The organism is Chitinophagales bacterium (assembly GCA_041392475.1).
GTDB lineage: Bacteria > Bacteroidota > Bacteroidia > Chitinophagales > UBA2359 > JAUHXA01.
Genome location: JAWKLZ010000002.1, coordinates 2,320,696 through 2,342,658 on the forward strand (window position 1 = coordinate 2,320,696; position 21,963 = coordinate 2,342,658).

General features: G+C 38.7%; 16 protein-coding genes. 5 read left to right on the top strand and 11 right to left on the bottom strand.

All coding sequences use genetic code 11. The annotated features are described in order from the left end of the window. The first annotated feature begins 134 nt into the window (after window positions 1-134). Together R3E32_22650 and R3E32_22655 are read left to right on the top strand one after the other, a co-directional pair. Window positions 135-5,657: an Ig-like domain-containing protein gene (locus tag R3E32_22650; protein MEZ4887550.1), complete on the top strand. Its 5,523-nt coding sequence runs from the start codon at window positions 135-137 to the stop codon at window positions 5,655-5,657. A gap of 73 nt (window positions 5,658-5,730) precedes the next feature. Beyond that, entirely contained in the window at window positions 5,731-6,699 is a 969-nt protein-coding gene (locus tag R3E32_22655; GenBank protein ID MEZ4887551.1) for a type IX secretion system membrane protein PorP/SprF, read from the top strand. 622 nt (window positions 6,700-7,321) lie between these two features. Here R3E32_22655 and R3E32_22660 read toward each other — a convergent pair. The 4 genes from R3E32_22660 to R3E32_22675 form a co-directional block, all read right to left on the bottom strand. Then, window positions 7,322-8,389 carry a hypothetical protein gene (locus tag R3E32_22660; GenBank protein ID MEZ4887552.1) on the bottom strand — a complete coding sequence of 356 codons (1,068 nt, stop codon included), beginning with the start codon at window positions 8,387-8,389 and terminating at the stop codon, window positions 7,322-7,324. A 122-nt stretch (window positions 8,390-8,511) separates the two neighbouring features. Continuing rightward, window positions 8,512-8,661, bottom strand: a complete 150-nt coding sequence (locus R3E32_22665) for a hypothetical protein (GenBank protein MEZ4887553.1) — start codon at window positions 8,659-8,661, stop codon at window positions 8,512-8,514. A 59-nt stretch (window positions 8,662-8,720) separates the two neighbouring features. Further along, window positions 8,721-9,584: a transposase gene (locus R3E32_22670; GenBank protein MEZ4887554.1), complete on the bottom strand. Its 864-nt coding sequence runs from the start codon at window positions 9,582-9,584 to the stop codon at window positions 8,721-8,723. Then, a complete protein-coding gene (locus R3E32_22675) occupies window positions 9,551-9,703 on the bottom strand; it encodes a hypothetical protein (GenBank protein MEZ4887555.1) in 153 nt (50 codons plus the stop codon). Before R3E32_22675 ends, R3E32_22670 begins: the two co-directional genes overlap by 34 nt. Window positions 9,704-10,459: 756 nt before the next feature. Here R3E32_22675 and R3E32_22680 point away from each other — a divergent pair. After that, a complete protein-coding gene (locus R3E32_22680; GenBank protein ID MEZ4887556.1) occupies window positions 10,460-12,130 on the top strand; it encodes a T9SS type A sorting domain-containing protein in 1,671 nt (556 codons plus the stop codon). A gap of 167 nt (window positions 12,131-12,297) precedes the next feature. On the opposite strand, the gene R3E32_22685 is transcribed toward R3E32_22680, so the two are convergent. From R3E32_22685 to R3E32_22715, 7 genes are all read right to left on the bottom strand, one after another. Further along, window positions 12,298-12,777, bottom strand: coding sequence for a hypothetical protein (locus R3E32_22685; GenBank protein ID MEZ4887557.1), 480 nt, complete (start codon window positions 12,775-12,777; stop codon window positions 12,298-12,300). 71 nt (window positions 12,778-12,848) lie between these two features. After that, complete coding sequence (locus R3E32_22690) at window positions 12,849-14,405, bottom strand: hypothetical protein (GenBank protein ID MEZ4887558.1); 1,557 nt, start codon at window positions 14,403-14,405, stop codon at window positions 12,849-12,851. 300 nt (window positions 14,406-14,705) lie between these two features. After that, the gene (locus tag R3E32_22695; protein MEZ4887559.1) at window positions 14,706-18,062 is read right to left on the bottom strand and encodes a tubulin-like doman-containing protein; all 3,357 of its coding nucleotides are present in this window, start codon (window positions 18,060-18,062) and stop codon (window positions 14,706-14,708) included. A 66-nt stretch (window positions 18,063-18,128) separates the two neighbouring features. After that, on the bottom strand, window positions 18,129-18,272 hold the full coding sequence (locus tag R3E32_22700) for a hypothetical protein (GenBank protein MEZ4887560.1): 144 nt from the start codon (window positions 18,270-18,272) through the stop codon (window positions 18,129-18,131). An 87-nt stretch (window positions 18,273-18,359) separates the two neighbouring features. Further along, window positions 18,360-19,616 carry a transposase gene (locus R3E32_22705; GenBank protein ID MEZ4887561.1) on the bottom strand — a complete coding sequence of 419 codons (1,257 nt, stop codon included), beginning with the start codon at window positions 19,614-19,616 and terminating at the stop codon, window positions 18,360-18,362. Window positions 19,617-19,666: 50 nt separating this feature from the next. Beyond that, entirely contained in the window at window positions 19,667-19,993 is a 327-nt protein-coding gene (locus R3E32_22710; protein MEZ4887562.1) for a hypothetical protein, read from the bottom strand. Between the two features lie 14 nt (window positions 19,994-20,007). Beyond that, window positions 20,008-20,304 (bottom strand): hypothetical protein, encoded by a 297-nt coding sequence (locus R3E32_22715; GenBank protein ID MEZ4887563.1) that lies wholly within the window; start codon window positions 20,302-20,304, stop codon window positions 20,008-20,010. 707 nt (window positions 20,305-21,011) lie between these two features. On the opposite strand from R3E32_22715, the gene R3E32_22720 reads away from it, so the two are divergent. Then, complete coding sequence (locus tag R3E32_22720; protein MEZ4887564.1) at window positions 21,012-21,164, top strand: hypothetical protein; 153 nt, start codon at window positions 21,012-21,014, stop codon at window positions 21,162-21,164. Next, window positions 21,131-21,952 (top strand): transposase, encoded by an 822-nt coding sequence (locus R3E32_22725; GenBank protein MEZ4887565.1) that lies wholly within the window; start codon window positions 21,131-21,133, stop codon window positions 21,950-21,952. The genes R3E32_22720 and R3E32_22725 overlap by 34 nt, the downstream gene beginning before the upstream one ends. Window positions 21,953-21,963: the final 11 nt, after the last annotated feature.

Sequence of the window (21,963 nt, forward strand, 5' to 3'; positions counted from 1 at the left end):
ATTGAGATCATTATATAGACTTTCTACATCAATAGTGTTGATTTGTCTGTCTATGTAGTATTTCTGTTCTTTCCGCTTATTTCAAATTCAAAACAAAGAAGTATGTAATATTATCTAAAAAGCAAGCCAGAACCATGAAATCAAGCTTTACCAACTATATACCCGTATTCGTATGTTTTTTATTGTTCTTTTTCTTATGTGATAGTACAAATCTATTGGGCGCAACCATTGGCGACTGGATTTGGGCAGATGCCAACAACGACGGTTTATTAGAAGCTGGAGAAGGAGGTATTGGGGATATTGGAGTTGAACTGTTTGACAATGCAGGCAACCTTATTTCTACCACCCAAAGTAACCACGATGGATATTATTCTTTCAAAAACTTAGCCGCAGGTACTTACACTGTTGCAGTGATAGAAAGTATGCTCGTTGCACCATTGACGACTCCCAATAGTTATACCGTTACACTTACAGAAAACGAACAATTTTTGACGGCAGATTTTGGGATGTTAACAACCTTCTCTACTAGTAATAAGCCCCCCGTAATTATTACGAAAAATGCCTGCACAGCCCCTCAGACCCCTGTGACTATATGTCTCGAAATATTTGAACCAGAAGGAGACGAAACGACCATTACAGAAGGTTCTACCCAAACAGGCGCAACATTTACCATACTTAATAAAGATTGTTTCAGGTATAACCCTTTGCCAGGATACCAAGGCATTGACACGATTTCGGTGACAGTATGTGATGATGCAAACCCTCCTCGCTGTGTTGTAGGAAAGATTGCTATAAGCGTACCTTGTCCTGGAGGGCCTTTGGCAGTAGATGATGAAGTCACAACAACACAATCAATGCCTGTTATTATTGAAGTGCTGGCGAATGACAATGGACAAGCACCTTTAGAAGTCGTCAATGTAGAAGATCCTCCTAACGGCATTATTACTTTGGTAAACAACATAGTGATTTATGTGCCTGATGCAGGATTTATTGGAATAGACAGTTTTACCTACACCATTACAGACATCAGCAATCAAATTTCTTCTGCAACGGTGTATGTTACAGTTGGGGAAACACCTATTGAGTGTGAATTGGAAATGATGGAATGTGTAGAAGCAAATACTCCTATGGTGTTATGCCCAGAATATTGTGAAGTAGAAGGTAGTTCTTTGAATGTAATAGAAATAGTTAGCGAAATTGGCGGAGAACTGGTAGGCTCACCTACCGAAATTGGGTGTTATAAATACATTCCACCTTCAGGTTTTCTGGGAAATGATGTCGTAACAATCCTTGCTTGCAATGATGAAGGAAATTGTGCTCAAACAACCATTAATATCACAATAGCTACTTCCTGCAGTGACGCAGGAAACAACATTGTAGCACAAGACGACTTTGCTCTCGCTATAAAAAATACTTTTATTGTAATCAATGTGCTTGGCAATGATTTTGATCCACAAGGAGATAATTTTAGTTTGCAAAGCTTTGGACAAGGTATAAACGGAGCTGTAAACCAAGTAGATAACTTCCTGCAATATACTCCTGCCCCTAATTTTGTGGGACTGGATTCCTTTATCTACACTATCTGCGATGTAAACGGCAATTGCGATAATGCAACCGTCACCATTGAAGTGATTGGTGATGGCATACAAGATTGTACCTCTTCCGCAAGCGTATGCGATAATACAACGACCGCTACTGAAGTTTGTGTTGAATTTTGCAATGTAAGTGATGCCATGATTACTGGATTGAGCAGTGTTTTTGAAGCTACATTAAATATCAACAGTACAAGTTGTTTCGGTTATATCCCTCCAAGTGGATTTACAGGAGTGGACGAAGTAGAGGTTTTTGGCTGCAATGCCTTGGGCGAGTGCGATACGATATTAGTAACCATTGAAGTAAAATGCCCTGCTCCCAATGCCAATGACGATGCAGGTGCCGCAATGGTCGGACAGCCATTGAATTTGAATGTTTTAGAAAACGATGCACAAACGTGTGACTATACCCTATCTGCTACATTAATAGGGGATGCTCAAATGGGTTCTGTTTCGCTTCAAAGCAACGGCGATTTGAGCTATACCCCCAATGAAGGCGCATCGGGACAAGAAATACTGACTTACTTAGCCTGCAATGATTGTTCGCAGTCACTTTGTGATACTGCAATTGTGACGATTACAATTGGAGGAATGGGGAATAATCAGCCACCTATTGCAGTAGATGATAACATTGTAACACAATTGAATCAATTGATTGGAATTGGTGTGCTTGGAAATGATAGCGACCCAGATGGCGACAATTTGACCATTACTGCCATCAGCAGCAATCCTTCAAACGGAACCGCAGTGATTGTGGGATTTAACAATAGTTCCATCAATTATACACCGAACTTCAATTTTGTTGGAGTAGATAGTTTTGAATATGTGATTTGCGACCCTTTGGGTTTATGTGATACTGCCTTGGTAAAAGTGACAGTGATTAATGTAGGTGGAAATTTGCCTCCTACTGCAATTGATGACAACGCTACTACACCATCCAATGCGCCAATCACTATTGAAGTATTGGCAAACGATAGCGATCCTGAAGGGGGAGATTTGACCATTAGTACAATTAGTGTCATTCCTTCAAATGGAACGGTAACGATTGACGGAGATGTGGTGAATTACAGTCCAAATACTGGATTCACAGGGACAGATAGTTTTGAATATGTGGTGTGTGACACAGAAGGAGCTTGTGATACAGCATTGGTGACAGTTACTGTGACGGGTGTAAGCGAAAACCAGCCTCCTATTGCAGTGGATGACAATGCAACAGCGGCAGTGAATACACCTATCGGAATTCCTATTTTGGCAAACGATAGCGACCCTAATGGTGATCCGTTGACCATCACTACGATTAGTGCGAACCCTTCCAATGGAACGGTGACAATTGACAATGGTACAGTCGTTTATATACCCAATACAGACTTTATAGGAATAGATAACTTTGAATATACGGTTTGTGATCCATTGGGTTTGTGCGATGTAGCAGTGGTGACAGTGACGGTGATAGATGCGGGTGACAATCAACCACCTATTGCAGTGGATGATGCCATTGTGACCCAAATCAATCAATTGATTGGCATTGGAGTACTCGGAAATGATAGCGACCCGGATGGCGATAATTTGACCATCACTTCCATCAGTAGCAATCCTTCAAATGGAACAGTACAAATTGTTGGATTTAACAGTAGTTCAATCAATTATACACCAAATAATAATTTTGTTGGAACAGACACTTTTGAGTATGTGGTTTGTGATCCGTTGGGTTTTTGTGATACAGCTCAAGTAGTGGTGACAGTCATCAACCCAGGCGGAAATCAGCCCCCAATCGCAATAGATGACAATGCTACCACAGGTGTTAATTCGCCTGTAAGCATTGATGTTGTGGCAAATGATGTGGATCCGGATGGCGACGATTTGACCCTCTCGACTATCAGCAGCAATCCTTCCAATGGAACAGTGACCATTAACAATGGAACAGTTGTTTATACACCCAATACAGACTTTATCGGAACAGATAGTTTTGAATATACGGTGTGTGATCCATTTGGTTTGTGTGATGTAGGTTTGGTGGTAGTTGTAGTAAATGCAGATGGCAATCAAGCTCCTATTGCAGTAGATGACAATGTAATTACGCAAATAAATGAGTTGATTGGAATTGGAGTTTTGACAAACGATAGCGATCCTGATGGAGATAATATAATCGTTACTGCGATTAGCAGTAATCCTTCAAACGGAACAGTGACCATCGTTGGCAATAGCTCGGTGAATTATACGCCAAACAATGGTTTTGTTGGGATGGATAGTTTTGAATATGTGATTTGTGATCCAGCAAGTTTGTGCGATACGGCTTTGGTAATTGTGACCGTGCTGGGTTCAGATGAAAATCAACCGCCCATTGCAGTGGATGATGCAGAAAATATTGAAGCAAATACGGGTTTGGCGATTGATGTATTGGACAATGATAGCGACCCCAATGGTGATGAAATTGTTTTGACGACTATATCAGTATTGCCTCAAAATGGTACAGCAAATTTCAATATTGACAGTTCAGCAATAGTTTATACCCCCAATACTGATTTCATTGGAGTAGATAGTTTTGAATATGTGATTTGTGATTCTTTTGGATTGTGTGATACGGCTTTGGTAGTAGTGACGATTACAGAAGCAGATGACAACCAAGCACCTATTGCAGTAGATGACAATGCGACTACAACGCCCAATACACCGATTGATATTCCGATATTGGACAATGATAGTGATCCTGATGGCGACGAATTGGCCATCATCACTTTCAGTTTGCAGCCTTCAAATGGTTTTGTAAGCATTAATTCGGAAGGTACGGGCATTGTTTATACGCCCAACGAAGATTTTGAAGGAGTGGATACCTTAGAATATGTGATTTGTGATCCTGATGGTTTATGCGATACAGCTTTGGTTATCATTACCATTGTAGAACCGCCTTTCCCAATTATTGCAGATACAACGGATGAAGATACACCTTTGAGCATCTGTGTGGAAGAGTTCTTTGATATCAATTTCCCGATAGACAGCATGACCGTTTTTGTTTTACCTATAAATGGAACGGTTTTGATAAACAATCCTTTGACGCTAAGTGATTCCTGTTTTATCTATACGCCTACCGAAAACTTCAATGGCAACGATGAATTATTGTTGGGCATCTGCAATGAAGCGGAGGGAATTTGTGATACAATTACGGTGAACATCACGGTTTTACCTGTGAATGATGCGCCAACTGCAACGGATGATTTGACAAATACAGACGTAAATACGCCGATTGTCATTCCAGTGTTGGGCAACGATTTTGATATAGATGGCGATTCTTTGGCGGTAATCACCATTGAAGTAAATCCTTCAAATGGAGAGGCGACTATTGACCCTGAGGGTACAGTGACCTACACACCTGATACAGATTTTGTAGGCATAGATACCTTTGTTTATGTGATTACTGACCCTGATGGACTGACCGACACGGCGTTGGTTATCATTGGAATAGGGCAGGAGATAGGTGTTATTGCAGTGGATGATGTGGACACCACCGAAATGGATACAGCGATTGAGATTCTTGTGTTGGACAATGATTTGTTTGGCGATTTTCCAATAGATTCAACTGTGATATCGATTACTTCGAATCCTTCAAATGGGATAGTTCTCGTGAATGGTAATGGCATTAAAGATACTTCGGTGACTTATACGCCACTGCCTGATTTTGCAGGAACTGACACTTTTGAATATGTGGTTTGTGTAGCAGAATTGTGCGATACAGCTACGGTCGTAGTCGTAGTGACAGAAGTAGATTTAAGTTGTGAATTGTTTATTCCCAATGCTTTTTCTCCAAATCAAGATGGATTCAATGATCTTCTCATTATTCCAAATCTTGGGGTTTGTTTCCCTGAAAATGAGTTGGTCATCTTCAATAGATGGGGTGATGAAGTTTTTAGACGACAAAATTACAGCGATGATGAAGGATTTTGGGACGGTACTTGGCAAAAGAATGGCGAGGATGTACCTGATGGCACGTATTTCTATATTTTGACAGGACAGGATGAAGAAGGTGTAGCAGTAGAACCGAGGTCTGGATTTATTGAGGTATGTCGGTAGAAGACGTAAGATAAAATACGCCCATTCAAAGCTAATGTAAATGAAATGACCACTAATTAGACAACCTAAAAACATGAAGAATCAATTTTACAAATTTTATATACCCTTAGTTCTGTTTTTGTTCTTTGTTTTGGCGGGAGAAAACATGATGGCACAACAAGATGCTCGATATAGCCAATATATGTTCAACAGTCTGTTAATCAATCCTGCGTATGCGGGTAGTACAGGAAAGGCAAATGTATCGGCTTTTTACCGCACACAATGGGTAGGACTAGACGGTGCACCAACTTCTATTACACTAAGCGGCAATGGTGCATTGGGTGATGGCGACCAAATTGGAGTAGGTGGTTTTTTGGAATACGATAAAGTCGGTTTGCACAATACTTGGCGGGTGTTCGGAACCTATGCGTATCACCTCAAAATAGGAAGCGGAAAACTCGGTATAGGATTGCAGGCAGGTGGTACATTGTTCAGTGCAGATTTGAGTCAAGCAAATCCAACGGAAGTTCCCGGCTCGGATGATCCTGTTTTTCAAAATGATTTGAGTCGGTTTTTACCCAACTTTGGAGTGGGTTTGTACTATCATACCCCAGCATTTTATGCGGGAGTTTCTGTGCCGCAATTGGTAACGAATCGCCTCAAAAGCGGAGAATCGAGCATTAGTTTGGTGGGCAAACAATACCGACACTACTTTTTTACGGCAGGTGTGGTGATTGAAGCAAGCGAAAGTTTCAAAATCATTCCTTCTACTTTGATAAAAGCTGTTCCTATTCAAGCTCCTACACAGATGGACTTCAATGTGAACTTGATGTTTAGGGATGCTTTTTGGGTGGGAAGTTCGGTGCGATTTAGCGAAGAATTTGATGCCGAATCACTGGACTTTTTATTGGGGTTTCAACTGAAAAATGGTTTGCGAATTGGGTATTCGTATGATTTGACCTTGTCCGATTTGGCAGACTTCAACAATGGTTCGCACGAAGTAGGTGTGGGTTTTGATTTCGGTTCGGATGATAGAAGGTATGTTACACCAAGATTTTTCTAAAAATCTAACAATCAATAAAATAAATAGCGTCATTTGAAAAGCAATTGTACTAAAACCAAGAAGAATTAAGAAAAATAAGAATTAGCACAGTTGTATAGTGTCTTACAAGGTCATGACGAAGAATGGGCTTGCTTTAGATTGACAGTAAGATACTTGCGCTGTGCGCTTAGTTGTAATTGTTTTTCATAATAGTTCTTTTAGTAGAGAGCTGGCACAGGGCGTTAAGCTTCGTATTGAACGGTGCGACTGTATGGGCTTGCAGTTATCATTGTTTCGTATGCGAGGTGCTCTGTGCCGTTTCTACTAATTTTCTTTACATTTTTAGTTCTTTAGTTTAGTGGAAAGAAAGCATAGAGTAGGGGGTTTTTTAGACATCTTTTGTAAGGGCTTGCGATAGATGGCAGTTTTTTAACCCTCACTCTATGTATTTCTTTTCCTTTTTGTGAACAGTTTTGCCGTAAAGCGAAATGATTTTGGCTATAAAATTAATGGAATTTCACATAAAAAATAATTTTTTAGCAATGGACAAGAATTGACTTTTCGATTTCAGGCTTCTAATTTATTGATTAAAAGCTGTTTATTCCTTTTTGATTCTGCTATTAATTTTTATTCATTGCGTACTTTATTCCTTCGTTTTCGTCAATTCTCCTTTCTCATACCATTCTGTTTTAGCCACTTTTTCCTCTTTATTGTAGTAAACCCATTTTCCATCTTTCTCTCCATTGTCATAAGTTCCTTCTTTTTCCAATTTTCCATCGGGGTAATAAGATTGGTAGCTACCATTCAGCTTGCTATTCTTATAATTTGAAGCTGTTTTTACCTTGCCATTATTGTGGTAAGTATTTGATTTCCCTTCCAATGCTCCATTGTTGTATTCAAAATCACTCAATATATTCCCTGTTTCATAATACCATTTTGAAGCACCATGTTTCACTCCATTTCTGTAATTAGAAACTTCTTGGGTTTTGCCGTTTTTGTGGTATTGGGTAAATTCACCATCCAATTTTCCTGCCTTATACGATTCTTCAATGAGGGGTCGGTAGGTGTGGTTTTTTCCTTTTCCTACAAGGACATAGGTAATTTTCTGGCCAGAAAGCAAGCCTTTCTCATAATTTGCCTCCTCTTTGATTCCTCCTTTTTCATCAAAAATATAGTCTGCGCCATTTTTTTCATTATTTTGATAAGCAGTCATTTGCGAAACGCTCCCATTGGGACTAAATTCTCGCCAAACACCCGTTTTTTGTTTGTTCAACATACTACCCGTTTGCGATAATTGCCCTGCCTTGTCATAAATAGTATAGTGCTGCAAAGCTGGAATTTGTTCGTCTTGCACAATAACCGTGTCATTCACAAACTGATGGTTCACCTGTTTCTCTCTCATACCCCTTTCATCGAAGTCCACCGAAACACCTACCAATACGTCCTTTCGATACTCCGATAAGCTGGCTATTGCGCCATTTTTGTGGTAGCTTTTCCAAAAACTTTCCCTATTTCCATTCACCAAATCACCAGATGAGGATTTTACATTATTTTTCAGAATCGTTAGGTGTTTGATTTGTGCATTTGCAGCATCGACAGTCACCAGCGTATCAACTTTTACAGGCTGTTTTTTGGCTTTGGGTTTGCCTTTTTGTGCAAAAGTTGTGGTAGAAAAAGCAAGACTTAGCAATAGAAAAAGGAGTGTTCTCATGGAATTGAATTTCGATTGAAGGTATTGGATAAAAAACTACGCAAATTTAAAATTAAATTGGATTGCAGCGAAAAGTAAGCTACAACAATTCTGCAATCCCTTCCTCCACACTCAACCAAGCCTCATTCGTATCCACTGTAGATATACCATTCTTCCAAATGCATTAGTTCAAAAAATTCAGGCACTTCTTTTTCCAAATCCAAACTTTTGGCTTGTGTACGTTTATTTTCTGCAATCAATTTTTTATTGGTTTGGTTGGGTTTGGTTTTCATTGCAGAAGCCTAGAACGAACTGTATTAAAAAGCAAGAAAAAATCGGATTATTTTTGGATTTAATCACTTTTTTCTGACTGTTCTTTGAATTTCAAGTGATATTGCCTGTCAAAAGGGACACCTGATTTTACAACGGCAAAAGTCTGTCGGAGTAACTTGTTAATCACTGCTACTCTGGCGACTTTGTGAGGCTTGCCCTTGGCTCTAAGCCGATGGAAGAGTTCCTTACAATCCTCATTGTATTGGACAGCTGATTTGGTGGCATTATACAACACAGACCGAATTTGTGCTGGATCTGCTTTTGTTATTCGTCCTTTGTGAAAAACAGAGCTGCCCGATTGATGTGTCAAGGCTGTGCCGATGAATTTCACAAGCTGCTTTGCATTGTCAAAGGTCTCAAAACCATTGGTATAAGTATAGAGTAAATGAGCAGTCTTTTCTCCTATACCAACTACGGAGCAAGCCAGTTTTTTGAAGTCTTCAAATTGGATATCAATCATGTCATTTAATGCTTGTTTTATTTTTTCTATATTACCTTGCGTTGATTTGAGCATATCTTTAAAGACTTCTAAAACAATATCTTGCGGGTCTTGATATTGCTCTACACTATGCATTTGATTTTTCAGTTGCCTTTCTTGTTTTTCTAGTGCGTTGAGTGTCATTTGCAATTGTTTTCTTTTTCTGATGTTTTCATCAAAGGGCTGATAATCAGGTATTTCAAGCGATGAACCCATGATAGCTAAGGCTCTTGCTGCTTGTTTATCGTCTTTGGTCGTAATTCCCAAAACCTTCATGAAAGCACCACTTTTTTGAGGGTTAATCAATTTCATTGAAAAATTTAATTTTTCTAAGGTTTTGACTAACTTATCACTATAAGTACCCGTAGGTTCTAATACAAAGGCAGTTTCTTTGTTATCAAAAATTTGATGATTGCTTCAATAGAGTTTTCTATCTGACAATCAACCCATTGGTTTGCTTTTTTGTAAGCGATGTCCAAAAGTTTGTAACTTACATCAATACCGATAATTAATAGATAATGCATAAAAAATAAAATTAAAGTGAGCTAATTATGAATGAGATATATCCGAAGAAATCTGCGTCGTAACTCAGGCTTAGTGCCTACCGAACTGTCCGATTTTATTGGATATAAAGAACGAGGGACAATCGTTCAAGACGGTCTCAAAGGATAACAGGAAGATCGGTTTGCCCTCGTTCTTATTTCAATATATCGCTTTTTAGTTCAATGTTTATCTTTTATGACTTTTTTCGTCTGCAATGTACGACGGAAGAACAATTAGAGAATTTTAGAAACAAAAAAAGGCTTGAAGGAAATTCCCTTCAAGCCTTTTTACAATTTGTCTTTTCTCGCTTCTCACCTCTGACTTCCCGCCTCTCAATTTTACCCCTTCACCACATTCTCCCAAGCCTTAAACTGAATACCCATTTTATCGGCTTCTTGGTAGTATTGCGAATTGGCAATCATGTAAATGATAAAAATCCAATTTTAATCTCATTGGAAGCGTGTGTATAGAGTAATAGTTGATTCTTAGAAATCTTTCCACTTGCAGAAGTAAATGAGACCAAACTTATCTTTTTTATAGTCAATTAACTCATTTACGTCAATACTCACGTCTTAATTTGACAATGCGATAAGTAAAGTTTTTTGAGTTGTCGAGCCTGTAGCCCATAAGTGAGTAAAAAAAATAAATTGTTCGTTTAAAAAAAAACACTATCTTTATCTAAAAGAACAACTTACAAAAATAAATCAGCCCTTTTTTAATCATCAATTCATTTTATAATGAACAAGAAACCCATTTTTTCTATTTTACAAAAGCGCAAATGGAGTGCTTATCAAAAGTTTTGCCAACGACTTCAAAAGAAATGGAGACTAAGAAAATGGCATACATACTCTCAAAAAGAACAAACTGTCTGGTTGCAACGCCTACACCGCTTTGAACACCAACTCCAAAGCCTCGGTATTGCTGCTACCTTCTCGCTCACTCTTCTTGGGGCAGACCTACAAGCCCAAACTCCTGTACCCAATGGCAGCGAATTTCAAGTCAATACTTATACTGAAGACTATCAGTCTATTCCACGTGTAGCGATGGACAGTGATGGAGATTTTGTCGTTGTCTGGCATAGCGAATATCAAGATGGAAGTGAATATGGCATCTATGCACAGCGATACAACAGAGATGGAAGTCCCAATGGCAGCGAGTTTCAGGTCAATACGTACACGACTGGCTACCAAAATTACCCAAGTGTGGCAATGGATAGTGATGGCGATTTCGTTATTGCATGGCAGAGTGAATACCAAGACGGGAGTGATTATGGGATCTATGCACAGCGATACAACAGCGATGGAAGCCCAAATGGAGACGAGTTCCAAGTCAATACCTTCACCGAGGACTACCAGAATTTTCCAAGTGTAGGAATGGACAGTGATGGCGATTTTGTTATTTCGTGGAGTAGTTATTATCAAGACGGAAGTTATGATGGCATCTATGCACAGCGCTACAACAGTGATGGAAGCCCAAATGGGGGCGAGTTCCAAGTCAATACCTTCACCAATGATAATCAATCATTTCCAAAATTGGCTATGGACAACGATGGAGATTTTGTCATTTCTTGGTTCAGCTATGAGCAGGACGGAGATAGCCAGGGTATCTTTGCTCAACGTTACAACAATGACGGCAGTCGCAATGGAGACGAGTTTCAAGTTAATTCCTACACCACTGAAACTCAAATATTCCACAGCATAGACATGGACAGTGATGGCGATTTTGTTATTGCATGGCACAGTTATGAGCAAGATGGGGATTCTTATGGCATCTATGCACAGCGCTACAACAGTGATGGCAGCCCTAATGGTAATGAATTCCAAGTGAATAACTATACTACTTCCTATCAGGGTTATCCAAGTGTGGGTATGGACAGTGATGGCGATTTTGTCATTGCATGGTTGAGTGATGGGGATGAAAATAATTATGAAGTCTATGCTCAACACTACAACAGCGATGGCAGTCCTAATGGCAGCAATTTCCAAGTTAATACCTACACCGATGGTTATCAAGTCTTGCCAAGTGTAGGCATGGACAATGATGGGAATTTTGTTGTTGCGTGGCACAGTAATGAGCAAGATGGAGATTCTTATGGCATTTATGCACAGCGATACGGTGATTTTGGCGTAGGTATTGAAGATTCCTTTCTTGAAAAAAATCCCATCTCCTTTTATCCCAACCCCGCTACTTCCCACCTTTATTTTGACTTCAATAAAGAAACGATTTCCTTCAATTCTTCCATTGAAGTGCAGATTTACAATCCTCTTGGAAAGTTGGTTTTGACTTCAATGGTGGAGCGTGAAAACCCTGAATTGTCCATTGAAGGTTTGACGAGTGGAATGTATTTGGTGGAAATGCGAGTTGAAGGGGGATGGATTGGAAGTGAGAAGTTGATGATTGAAAAGTAACATTGCAGAGCGTAAGCAGAGAAATTCCATAGACGTTTTGAAAGGGCACTTTAAAGTGCCCCACTTTCACAAAAAAAGGCTTGAAGGAATCTCCCTTCAAGCCTTTTACAATTTGTCCTTTCTCTCTTCTCGCCTATAACTTCCTTCTTCCCAAACCTTATTACAGACTAATTAATGTGAAACAATAAGCCTACATTACCAGTTCCTTGTTTATATGCTTTATCTCCCCAAATATACCTATATTCAGTGAAAATAGAAAGCATTTCAAAAAGTGCTAAACTACCTCCCAATCCCAAATTGGCACCTAATTTAGTCTCGACCTCTCCACTGTCTCGATTCTCAATAAACGCTACATTCAGCCCTACAAGTGGATAATACAAGGGACTCTCAGGATGCAATTTCATATGTAAATCTGCACTAAATATCTTCAAATATTGAAATGCAACGTAGTTAGGAACAATAGTTGTAGAAGGAGCAATATGAAACTCTCCCCTTATAGATGTACCTAAGTCCTGATAATCATCATTAAAACTAAAAGCAAGACCTGCTCCTACACTATAATATACTTGAGCTGATGCAGTATTGGTATTTAAAGTTGATATGCAAAATATCCAAAATAAAATGATGAAAAATTTAACCTTTGTCATTGAAAATGGTTTTAAGAAAAAAAATATAAATAAGATAATAAATGTAATCTGTCATTCCGTGTGTTCTTATTTTAGTCAAAAGAAATAACTCCTATCTTAGACTTATTCATCCAACGAGTGTGAATCCAGTATTCATTACCTGAAACCTTTACCAATAGATTAGTCCATAGAGGATATTTTCCTTCTTTTGATTTCTGAGTATGAATTGTTCTTTTCTCTACTTCTCCATTTTCAGAAACCTTAAAAATTTTCACTTTCTTTTCCTTTTTCTTATCATAGTCATTAAACACAAAATACAATTCGTTGCCTTGAATCATACTTACATGCCCTAAATAATGGTACATTACATGACCACCTGCTTGACTAGTACTCTTAAACTTATCTAGTTTTTTCACCCATTCCATTTTGCCGACAGAATTAATTTTGGCAAGAATAATTGAGCCACTATAATAGGTATTGGTTTCACTTCGAAGACCCGATTGTTTAGTCATGTCAGGATTTGTAAAATCTCGAACAGTATTATAAGATTGTTCGCTTACAAGAAAAATGCTATTATCTTCCTTAACAATCATTTCCCTTAGTTTGTAAAATGCCAATCTTTCTGATTTATCTGCAGATTTTTTAGTTGAAAATTTAGAAAGAAAGTCAGTATCAAAAGGGTTAAAATTTACTTGAATTGGTATTTCAGAATCTAAATTTTTATCAATTATAGTGTGGAAAGTTCCAATAAAGCTGTGTTCTAATACTTTAGATTTTTTGCCTTCTACAGTTTCATCTTCTCTTTCTGCATAGAATCCTCCACATATAATATCATTACTCTCAGACAACTTAACAGCAATTTTATATGCAGAGAAATTTTTCATTCCCAACTCATATTTCTGTATATTTTCTCCTTTTGATGAGTATTTTCTGACAGACCAGTGATTGCTATCGTTTTCACTATAAGCAAGTCTATACAGGTTTCCATCATTATCTAATACAGAACTGTGTCCTTCATAATTTAAGGTTTTACTCCAAATTATTTCCATATTTTCGTCAAATACTAAAATATCCATTTCTGATTTATCTTTATCTTTAAATGGTTTTATATTCAGAATGGCTATCTTTTTCTCATTGGGAGATAGTATGTTTAAATATCCGCTTTTGAAATATCCTCTAGGTAGTTCAGTCCGTATCAACTCCCTTTTTTCTCCTATAAGCTCCAATGATTCTTTATCCATTTCTTGAACATAGAGTGTACTTTCACCTTTAAGGGTTTGTGAAGTAAAAATTAATAACCGTTCATTGAAAATTAGCACACTCTCAACAAATACTTCTGCTCTCCCTACCTTACTCTGAATTTCTTTAGAACTTTGAAAATTTCCCTGTTTGTCATAGATTTCAACATAATAGACTGATTCATTACGCCCCACACCCACTACTCCTAAATTTATTCCCTTAAAGGCATAACCTTTATTCAATAGATACACCTTGTTTCCTTCTTTTGCGATAAAACTTTTACCTTCAGTAAAACCTTTATTTACATCCCCCCAAGAAACATTCACACCTTCCATAATCTGTCTTTGCCCAAAAACTGAAGTAAAAGCAAACAAGCACAAAACAAAAAACACAATACAATTCCTTTTCATAGTATGTCTAAAATTTTAATTTGATTCTTTGCGAGGCAAATATAGTGCAAAAAATATTTCTACTACGCATTAAAAACTCATTTACTAAAAAAGAGACTGAATATTTACTTTTTTTACATCGCTTACTTCCATGTTGCATTGAATTTTCAAACCGAGTAGCATTGAAGGTTCATGATTTTTTCCAATAAAAAAAGCCCAAATTCAAAATTTTATTTTTGAATTTGAGCTTTGTATTTGAAGTTGAATTTTATAAGCATTACTCCACAAACCATTCAACAATAAAGCAATACAACAATAGAATCACCCCTTCTTCACCTCTTTCACCACATTCTCCCAAGCCTTAAACTGAATACCCATTTTATCCGCTTCTTGGTAGTATTGCGAATTGGCAATCAATTGGTCAATGAAAGCGTAAGCTTGTTGCTGTGCGAGGTGTCGGCGGTGACTGCCATAAGCTCGAACATAGTAGTCCACAATCCCTTGCAGCAACATTTTGAGCAATTCGTTACCTTTTTGCACCAAACTTGGGTCGCCAGGATTTCCTTCTGAATAACGCAAAAGCAAGTCGAAAATATTAATGGGCGTTTTTCGATCCACAGGAAAATAATAGATGTTTTGGGATTTATCGTGAAACAAATGTTCGTCAATTTTATCCCGTTTGAGCTTTAAATCGCTGTCCATCTGTTCTTCCAACCGCCTAATTACCTTGTCCACCACAATCGGATTGTGCAACAATGCCTCATGCAAAGAATGAACGTAGAAATCAGCAGGTGTTTCGCCTTCTTGAATCAATCGGCTGCCCGAATCATCATTGAACAACCAAGTCAAACGGCCATAATCGTCAATGTTTTGCAGATAACCCATCATAATTCCCCAAATCAAGGCACGGTTGATGTTCGTCATATCCTCTTGTACTCGGTAATCCGAAATTTCGGGCAGATAGGCAGGCAAATGCCACTTTTTGTCGAGGTGAGGCGTGACGGTGTTGCCCGTTTTGGTCAATTGACGGATACGTGCATTGTAGGCTTTGTAGTATTCTCCAGGAACGCCACCTGTGTTGTCGCCGCTGTAAAACTTCGGCAAGTCGTCAATTCGCAAGCCATAAAGCGTTCGGTTTCGGGTGATTTCATAAGCCGAAAAAGCGGTGTCCTCCACCAAGTCCGTACCGTCAAAGAGTTCATTGCGAGCCGTTCCCGATAGTTCTTTGATGCAATCTGGATGCACACCCCAAGCGTTCAACTCCGTTGCATTGTTGGAAGCAGGCACAAACGGACGGGCCAAATTATTGAGAATACGCACTTTGTCTTTGATGTAGGCTTCTACTTGGTCTTCTGGCACTCCGTCAAATTGTGCTTCTCTGCGAAGCGCACGTACACAGTTGAGGTTCAGACCATCCTCTTTTTTCATTTCTTTTTTGCACCACGCCAATACATCGCTGCGGAACATTTCTTCTACTTTTTCAGCTTGCTGTTCGGTGAGATAGTCCCCTTTGCGGCGTTTCACAAATCGGCTGTATTGACCTTTGTAAATCTGCTCCGAAATCTCTTTGGGCAGTTCATCACTGACCACATTCGTTCGGACGGTTTCCCACAATTTTTCCTTATTTTTTTCTGAACTCAACACATATCGAATTGTTGGGTCACTCGAATTGTCGTGTTTTTTGACGGTGATGTTCAGTTCGTTGTTGAGGCTATTGCGAACATCTCGAAGGTTTTTGAAGTACTTCTCCCAATCTTCCGACATCTCTTTGACCGCTTTTTGAAGGTCTCGAAACACCAATTCAACCAGTCTATCTTTGCGAAAGCGGGTCAAATTGTTGAAGTGACGGTTGGATTTGTCGATGTATTCGTTCACAAAATCTTTGAACTGATTGTTCATCAATTTTCCAAAAAATCCTTGACGGTTTGCCAAGTCCATGCGGTCGTCTGCGGATTCTACATAGTCTTCGGTTTCGTCGAGATCGTAGCTTTTTTTGTAGTGGTCAATCGCCTGCTCCAACTTCTCATTGACAGGAGACATCTCCTTGATTTGCAGCTCCAATAAGTTGTCAATGTGGTACAGCACATAACGAACCGATACAGGGTGAAGGGCTTCGGGTTGCTTCAGTATCCACGTATTCAATTTGTATTCATCACCGCTCAACATGTTTTCATGGTCGCCATCCTGCATGATGATTTCGTTCACCAAGTAGTTTTTGGTACTGTGAATAAATTTTCGGATGGTCTGTTCGTAGTAATACAATCCTTCTTCCCGATTGTTAACTTCATCTCTTGCCGTGTCTTTGTTCTGCAATCGGTTTTCGTCCAAACCCGATTCGGCTGCAAATTGGCTCAATTTTTCATCGTCGTTGATGACCGCTTCAATGCGGCGCATGATGGTTTCGATGAACAACTGTGCTTTGGGTGTTCCGATTTCGCCTCGTTTGTCGAGTGTGTGTGCCGAACGATACGCCAATTTGAAGAAAGGACGTGGATTTTGTTGGGTCGCAAAACGAAACAAAATATCTCTGTATCGGTCGCCAATTTGGGGTTTGTCTCTTGGGATACCGTTTCTCAAGTCAATTTCGTATTGTCTAAAATCGGCTTCAAATTGTTCGTCAATCTTCAACCAATCGTTTGAAAGACTATCCGTTGACCATCGAAGCGCAGTGTAATTGATGATGTCTTCATAAGGATAGACCAACGAAGAAACACCTGCTCCACAGTAGCGACTCATGCCATTTTGGGCAATGAGCGAAAGGATTTGATTGTCTTGTTTGGAGAATCGGTCGTTGCTCATTGGACTGAACAAATCTAAATAGGTCGAACGGGCTACTTGATTGATGTAGTTCGGGAAAAATTTGAGGTTGTTTTTCTCCGTATTCTCGAAGTCAAACATGAAGCAGAAATTGTAGGGCAGATTGCGTGAGGTAATCACATGGTCGAGTCGCCCTTGCGAATCTACTTGATTGGGTTTGTATTCGAGTTCGATGTTCGTCATGTTGTCCATGCCCGAACTGGCATTTTTGGTGATGGCGTTTAGTTCTTTGATGCTCGCATAGGCATTGGCTCGAATGTTGTCGACTTCATCACCTCGAATCACATTGGACAAAACCAAGGTGTCGGGCAACATAAATGCCCCTCGAATCAACACATTTTTACGGCGAAAATCGTACTCCAATACGTCTCGGAGATACATGGCAGTTTGTTGGAAAATACCTGCTCCTGTTCCTCCTACAATCGAACACACAATCATCACCCTTGCGCTGCTGCTCATTTCGCCACCTGTTTCGCTGAAAATGTGGTTGATGCTGCTGTGCAATTTGTTCAATTTGCCGCTTTCCATTGCAGCTCGATATGCCAAACGGGACACGACACGGATTTGACCTGCGCCATCGGTGAGCGATTTCCGCAAGACTTCGCTTTGCTCAAAGGGAAACCAATCTTTGACCGAATCATCCGCCATTCGCAAATATTCGGCTACTGTCCAGTTGGTACTTGTCTGAGTGACATGCTCTTTGGTGAGGTGCTTCAACTTGGAAAGGTCGTTCACATTGGTATCAAAGGCGTGAATAGCGACTCTTTTCCGCCGTTCTTCGGGAATCCAACTGTATATCGTATCAACGATGTAGGAGCCTAAACCGCCTAAACCAATCAAAATAGTAGGTACGTAAGACATATATTTTGGGGTTTTGTTTTTTTAGGTATAGGATACCTTCGAGATATCCTATACCTAATTTTAGAGTTATTTTTCTTTGTATTTATTTAAATCTACTTTTTCCAGCTTTATATATTCATCACTTAGATGGTTGAAGTCATTATCTGTCGTAATCAAAACCAAATCATAGACATTGCTGGTTGCTGCTATCCATAAATCATTTTTACCCATGTTTCGTGCTGAGAAATCGCTTTCCTTTGATGCTAGTTTTCCCTGACTATATGCATCTATTTCTCCATACTGTGACTGCTCCCACCACTAACCTAACGGTATAGTGGGGGCATCATAGGCATATAGCCCTAAACTCTCCAGTCCGAGAGTCAATATGTTTATGGCTGCATTGTGGTCACGGTTTGCAGTAAAACCACACTCATTGCAGCTATGTGTTCTAACTGATAAGGCTTTCTTTACTGTTGCGCCACAACCACTACACTTCTGACTTGTGTACTGTGGCGCAATAGCTACGACTACCTTTCCAAGTTCCTTAGCCTTATTTTCCAAGATTACACGAAAGGAGTACCAACCTGCATTTGCAATAGATTTACTAAGTCCCGATTTCGCTTTTCTGCCGTTGCGAGTAAAATTACCTTCTTCGTCTTGCTTAGGCTTGGCTTTGCGAATCATGTTTTTAATAGCCAAATCTTCAATAGCTATCAAATCATAGTGTTTTAACAACCAATTCGCTACTTGATGATGAAACTCTTGCCGTTGCATTTTGACACGGTAATGCGCTTTCTGAACCGCTTTAAGTAGTTTGTAATATCTTGCGCTTCGTTTCTTAGCCTTGGATAACTTGCGCTGCACCTTAGCCAAATGCTTTTCTCGTTTTCGGTAAAACTTGGGTAGTGGTTCTGATAAACCGCCACTGGTATAAACAAAATCATTCAAACCCATGTCTATTCCTACTGAATGTGTTAGCAAGTCCTGTTTAGGCACTTCTTTAACAGCTTTTTCAAACTGAAAGGTGAAACAGGTAAACCACTTGCATCCATCCTTGATGATGGACATGGTTTTCACGACTGCTCCTTTGGGGAGTTCTCGGTGCCGTTTTATTTTGACAAAGCCTATTTTTGGAACAGGGATATGGTTATTCGCTTTTTCTTTACCGATTTTGCGATTCATGGTAGAAAAGTAACTTGGCATATTTCTGCCGTAATCGGTATAGTTCAAGCTATTCCACTGTCCTTTTTTCTTGTATTTAGGAAATCCTGTATCGGTGTTTCCCTCTTTCTTGGATTTAAAAAATGTAATGAGTGCTTTGTGTAGTCTTCTATTGGCGTCTTGCAGCACCATGGAATAAACATTCTTAAACCACGGCTTTTCTTCCTTTAGTTTAGGCAGTAGGTTTTGTTGTTCAATCATCGAAGGAAAGGTTTTGCTATCCTTGTACTGCTTCATCATTCCGCCTAAATGCCAATTCCAAACATACCGACTCATATTCATGTGGTTAGTCATCCTACTTTCTTGTTTTTGGGTAGGATAAATTCGGTATTTGTATGTTTTGGTGATTAGCATAAGATGGTGTAAATTTACATAAAATAGATGTTATTAAAAAATACATCCAATCACAAGGTCAATAATGACGTAGCTAAATTCCTCCCTCCACTAACCTTCGGTATAGTGGGGGAATCCTTTAGCTGTTTTGTTGAAATTATTTCTTGGATATTGATGTCTATTATAGAAAATTTCGATAATAATTTTTCTAAAATCGCTATTTTTCTTGAACCATAATTTCTCTGCAATATTATCGACTCTAATTCTCCAACGGTAACAACTGAAATAAATAAATTATGCTGTTCGTCAAATAAATTATAATCTTGGTCAAGCAATTTTGTTAGGGGAGATTCTCTGGTGTAAATCAGAACAATATTAGTATCTAATAGGTAATTCATTATAATGCTATTTTCTATTTTGATAACAGTGCTAAAAGTTCTTCAATCGATTCTTCAAGCTCTAATTTATCCGCCAATTTTCTGAATTCTTTGTAGGATATGGGTTTATAATTTTGTTCTGACATGATTTGTTCTAATGAAACATTTGACCTAATTGGTTTTACTGCATCAAAAACATTCAGTTTGTTTTTATGAGTAATTTGTTGTTTGACTTTAATTGCTTGATTTTCAATTTTAGCCAAAGCTTCATCATTGTCAATCCCCATGATAATTTCAATGATGTTCATTTTTCTAACTTGGAGTGTGTTCATCAGCCTGTTTTTGTAGTCAAAGATAAAATTATTGTTGTATTTAACGGTATAATTGGGGGCAAACTTGTGATTGCTTGGTGAATTATTCCTTTGTAGCCTTAAACATAGCCTGTCCCGAGACCTCGGGAAATCTACTATTGAAAGGAATTTGCCGCACTGAACACAAGAAAACCAACATCAAGTGAGCTTATACAGCCTCGAACAGTAAGATTAATCGAAAGGAAGCTTGTATAGCATGGCTTACTGACCGTCCACTTCCTTCACACCAAGTGAGCTTCCTTTTTATTATGTGTTCTTGTTCAAAGCTTCTGCAATGAAACCCAAAACAACTTGCCTACTCAAATAAAATCCCCTATATTTCTACCTTCAATGCAAACGAACAATAATCTACTACTGAAAGGAATGTTCCAAACTGAACACAAGTAAACCAACATCAAGTGAGATTCTTTTTTATAGTAGATTCCTGTCGTACATTGCAGACGAAAAAAGTCATAAAAGATAAACATTGAACTAAAAAGCGATATATTGAAATAAGAACGAGGGCAAACCGATCTTCCTGTTGTCCTTTGAGACCGTCTTGAACGATTGTCCCTCGTTCTTTATATCCAATAAAATCGGACAGTTCGGTAGGCACTAAGCCTGAGTTACGACGCAGATTTCTTCGGATATATCTCATTCATAATTAGCTCACTTTAATTTTATTTTTTATGCATTATCTATTAATTATCGGTATTGATGTAAGTTACAAACTTTTGGACATCGCTTACAAAAAAGCAAACCAATGGGTTGATTGTCAGATAGAAAACTCTATTGAAGCAATCATCAAATTTTTGATAACAAAGAAACTGCCTTTGTATTAGAACCTACGGGTACTTATAGTGATAAGTTAGTCAAAACCTTAGAAAAATTAAATTTTTCAATGAAATTGATTAACCCTCAAAAAAGTAGTGCTTTCATGAAGGTTTTGGGAATTACGACCAAAGACGATAAACAAGCAGCAAGAGCCTTAGATATCATGGGTTCATCGCTTGAAATACCTGATTATCAGCCTTCTGATGAAAACATCAGAAAAAGAAAACAATTGCAAATGACACTCAACGCACTAGAAAAACAAGAAAGGCAACTGAAAAATCAAATGCATAGTGTAGAGCAATATCAAGACCCGCAAGATATTGTTTTAGAAGTCTTTAAAGATATGCTCAAATCAACGCAAGGTAATATAGAAAAAATAAAACAAGCATTAAATGACATGATTGATATCCAATTTGAAGACTTCAAAAAACTGGCTTGCTCCGTAGTTGGTATAGGAGAAAAGACTGCTCATTTACTCTATACTTATACCAATGGTTTTGAGACCTTTGACAATGCAAAGCAGCTTGTGAAATTCATCGGCACAGTGCCCTTGACACATCAATCGGGCAGCTCTGTTTTTCACAAAGGACGAATAACAAAAGCAGATCCAGCACAAATTCGGTCTGTGTTGTATAATGCCACCAAATCAGCTGTCCAATACAATGAGGATTGTAAGGAACTCTTCCATCGGCTTAGAGCCAAGGGCAAGCCTCACAAAGTCGCCAGAGTAGCAGTGATTAACAAGTTTAGGCTGTTCAAAAGTCTAAAAAAAATCCTCGTATTTTTGAGTCGCTAAACAATCAAAAA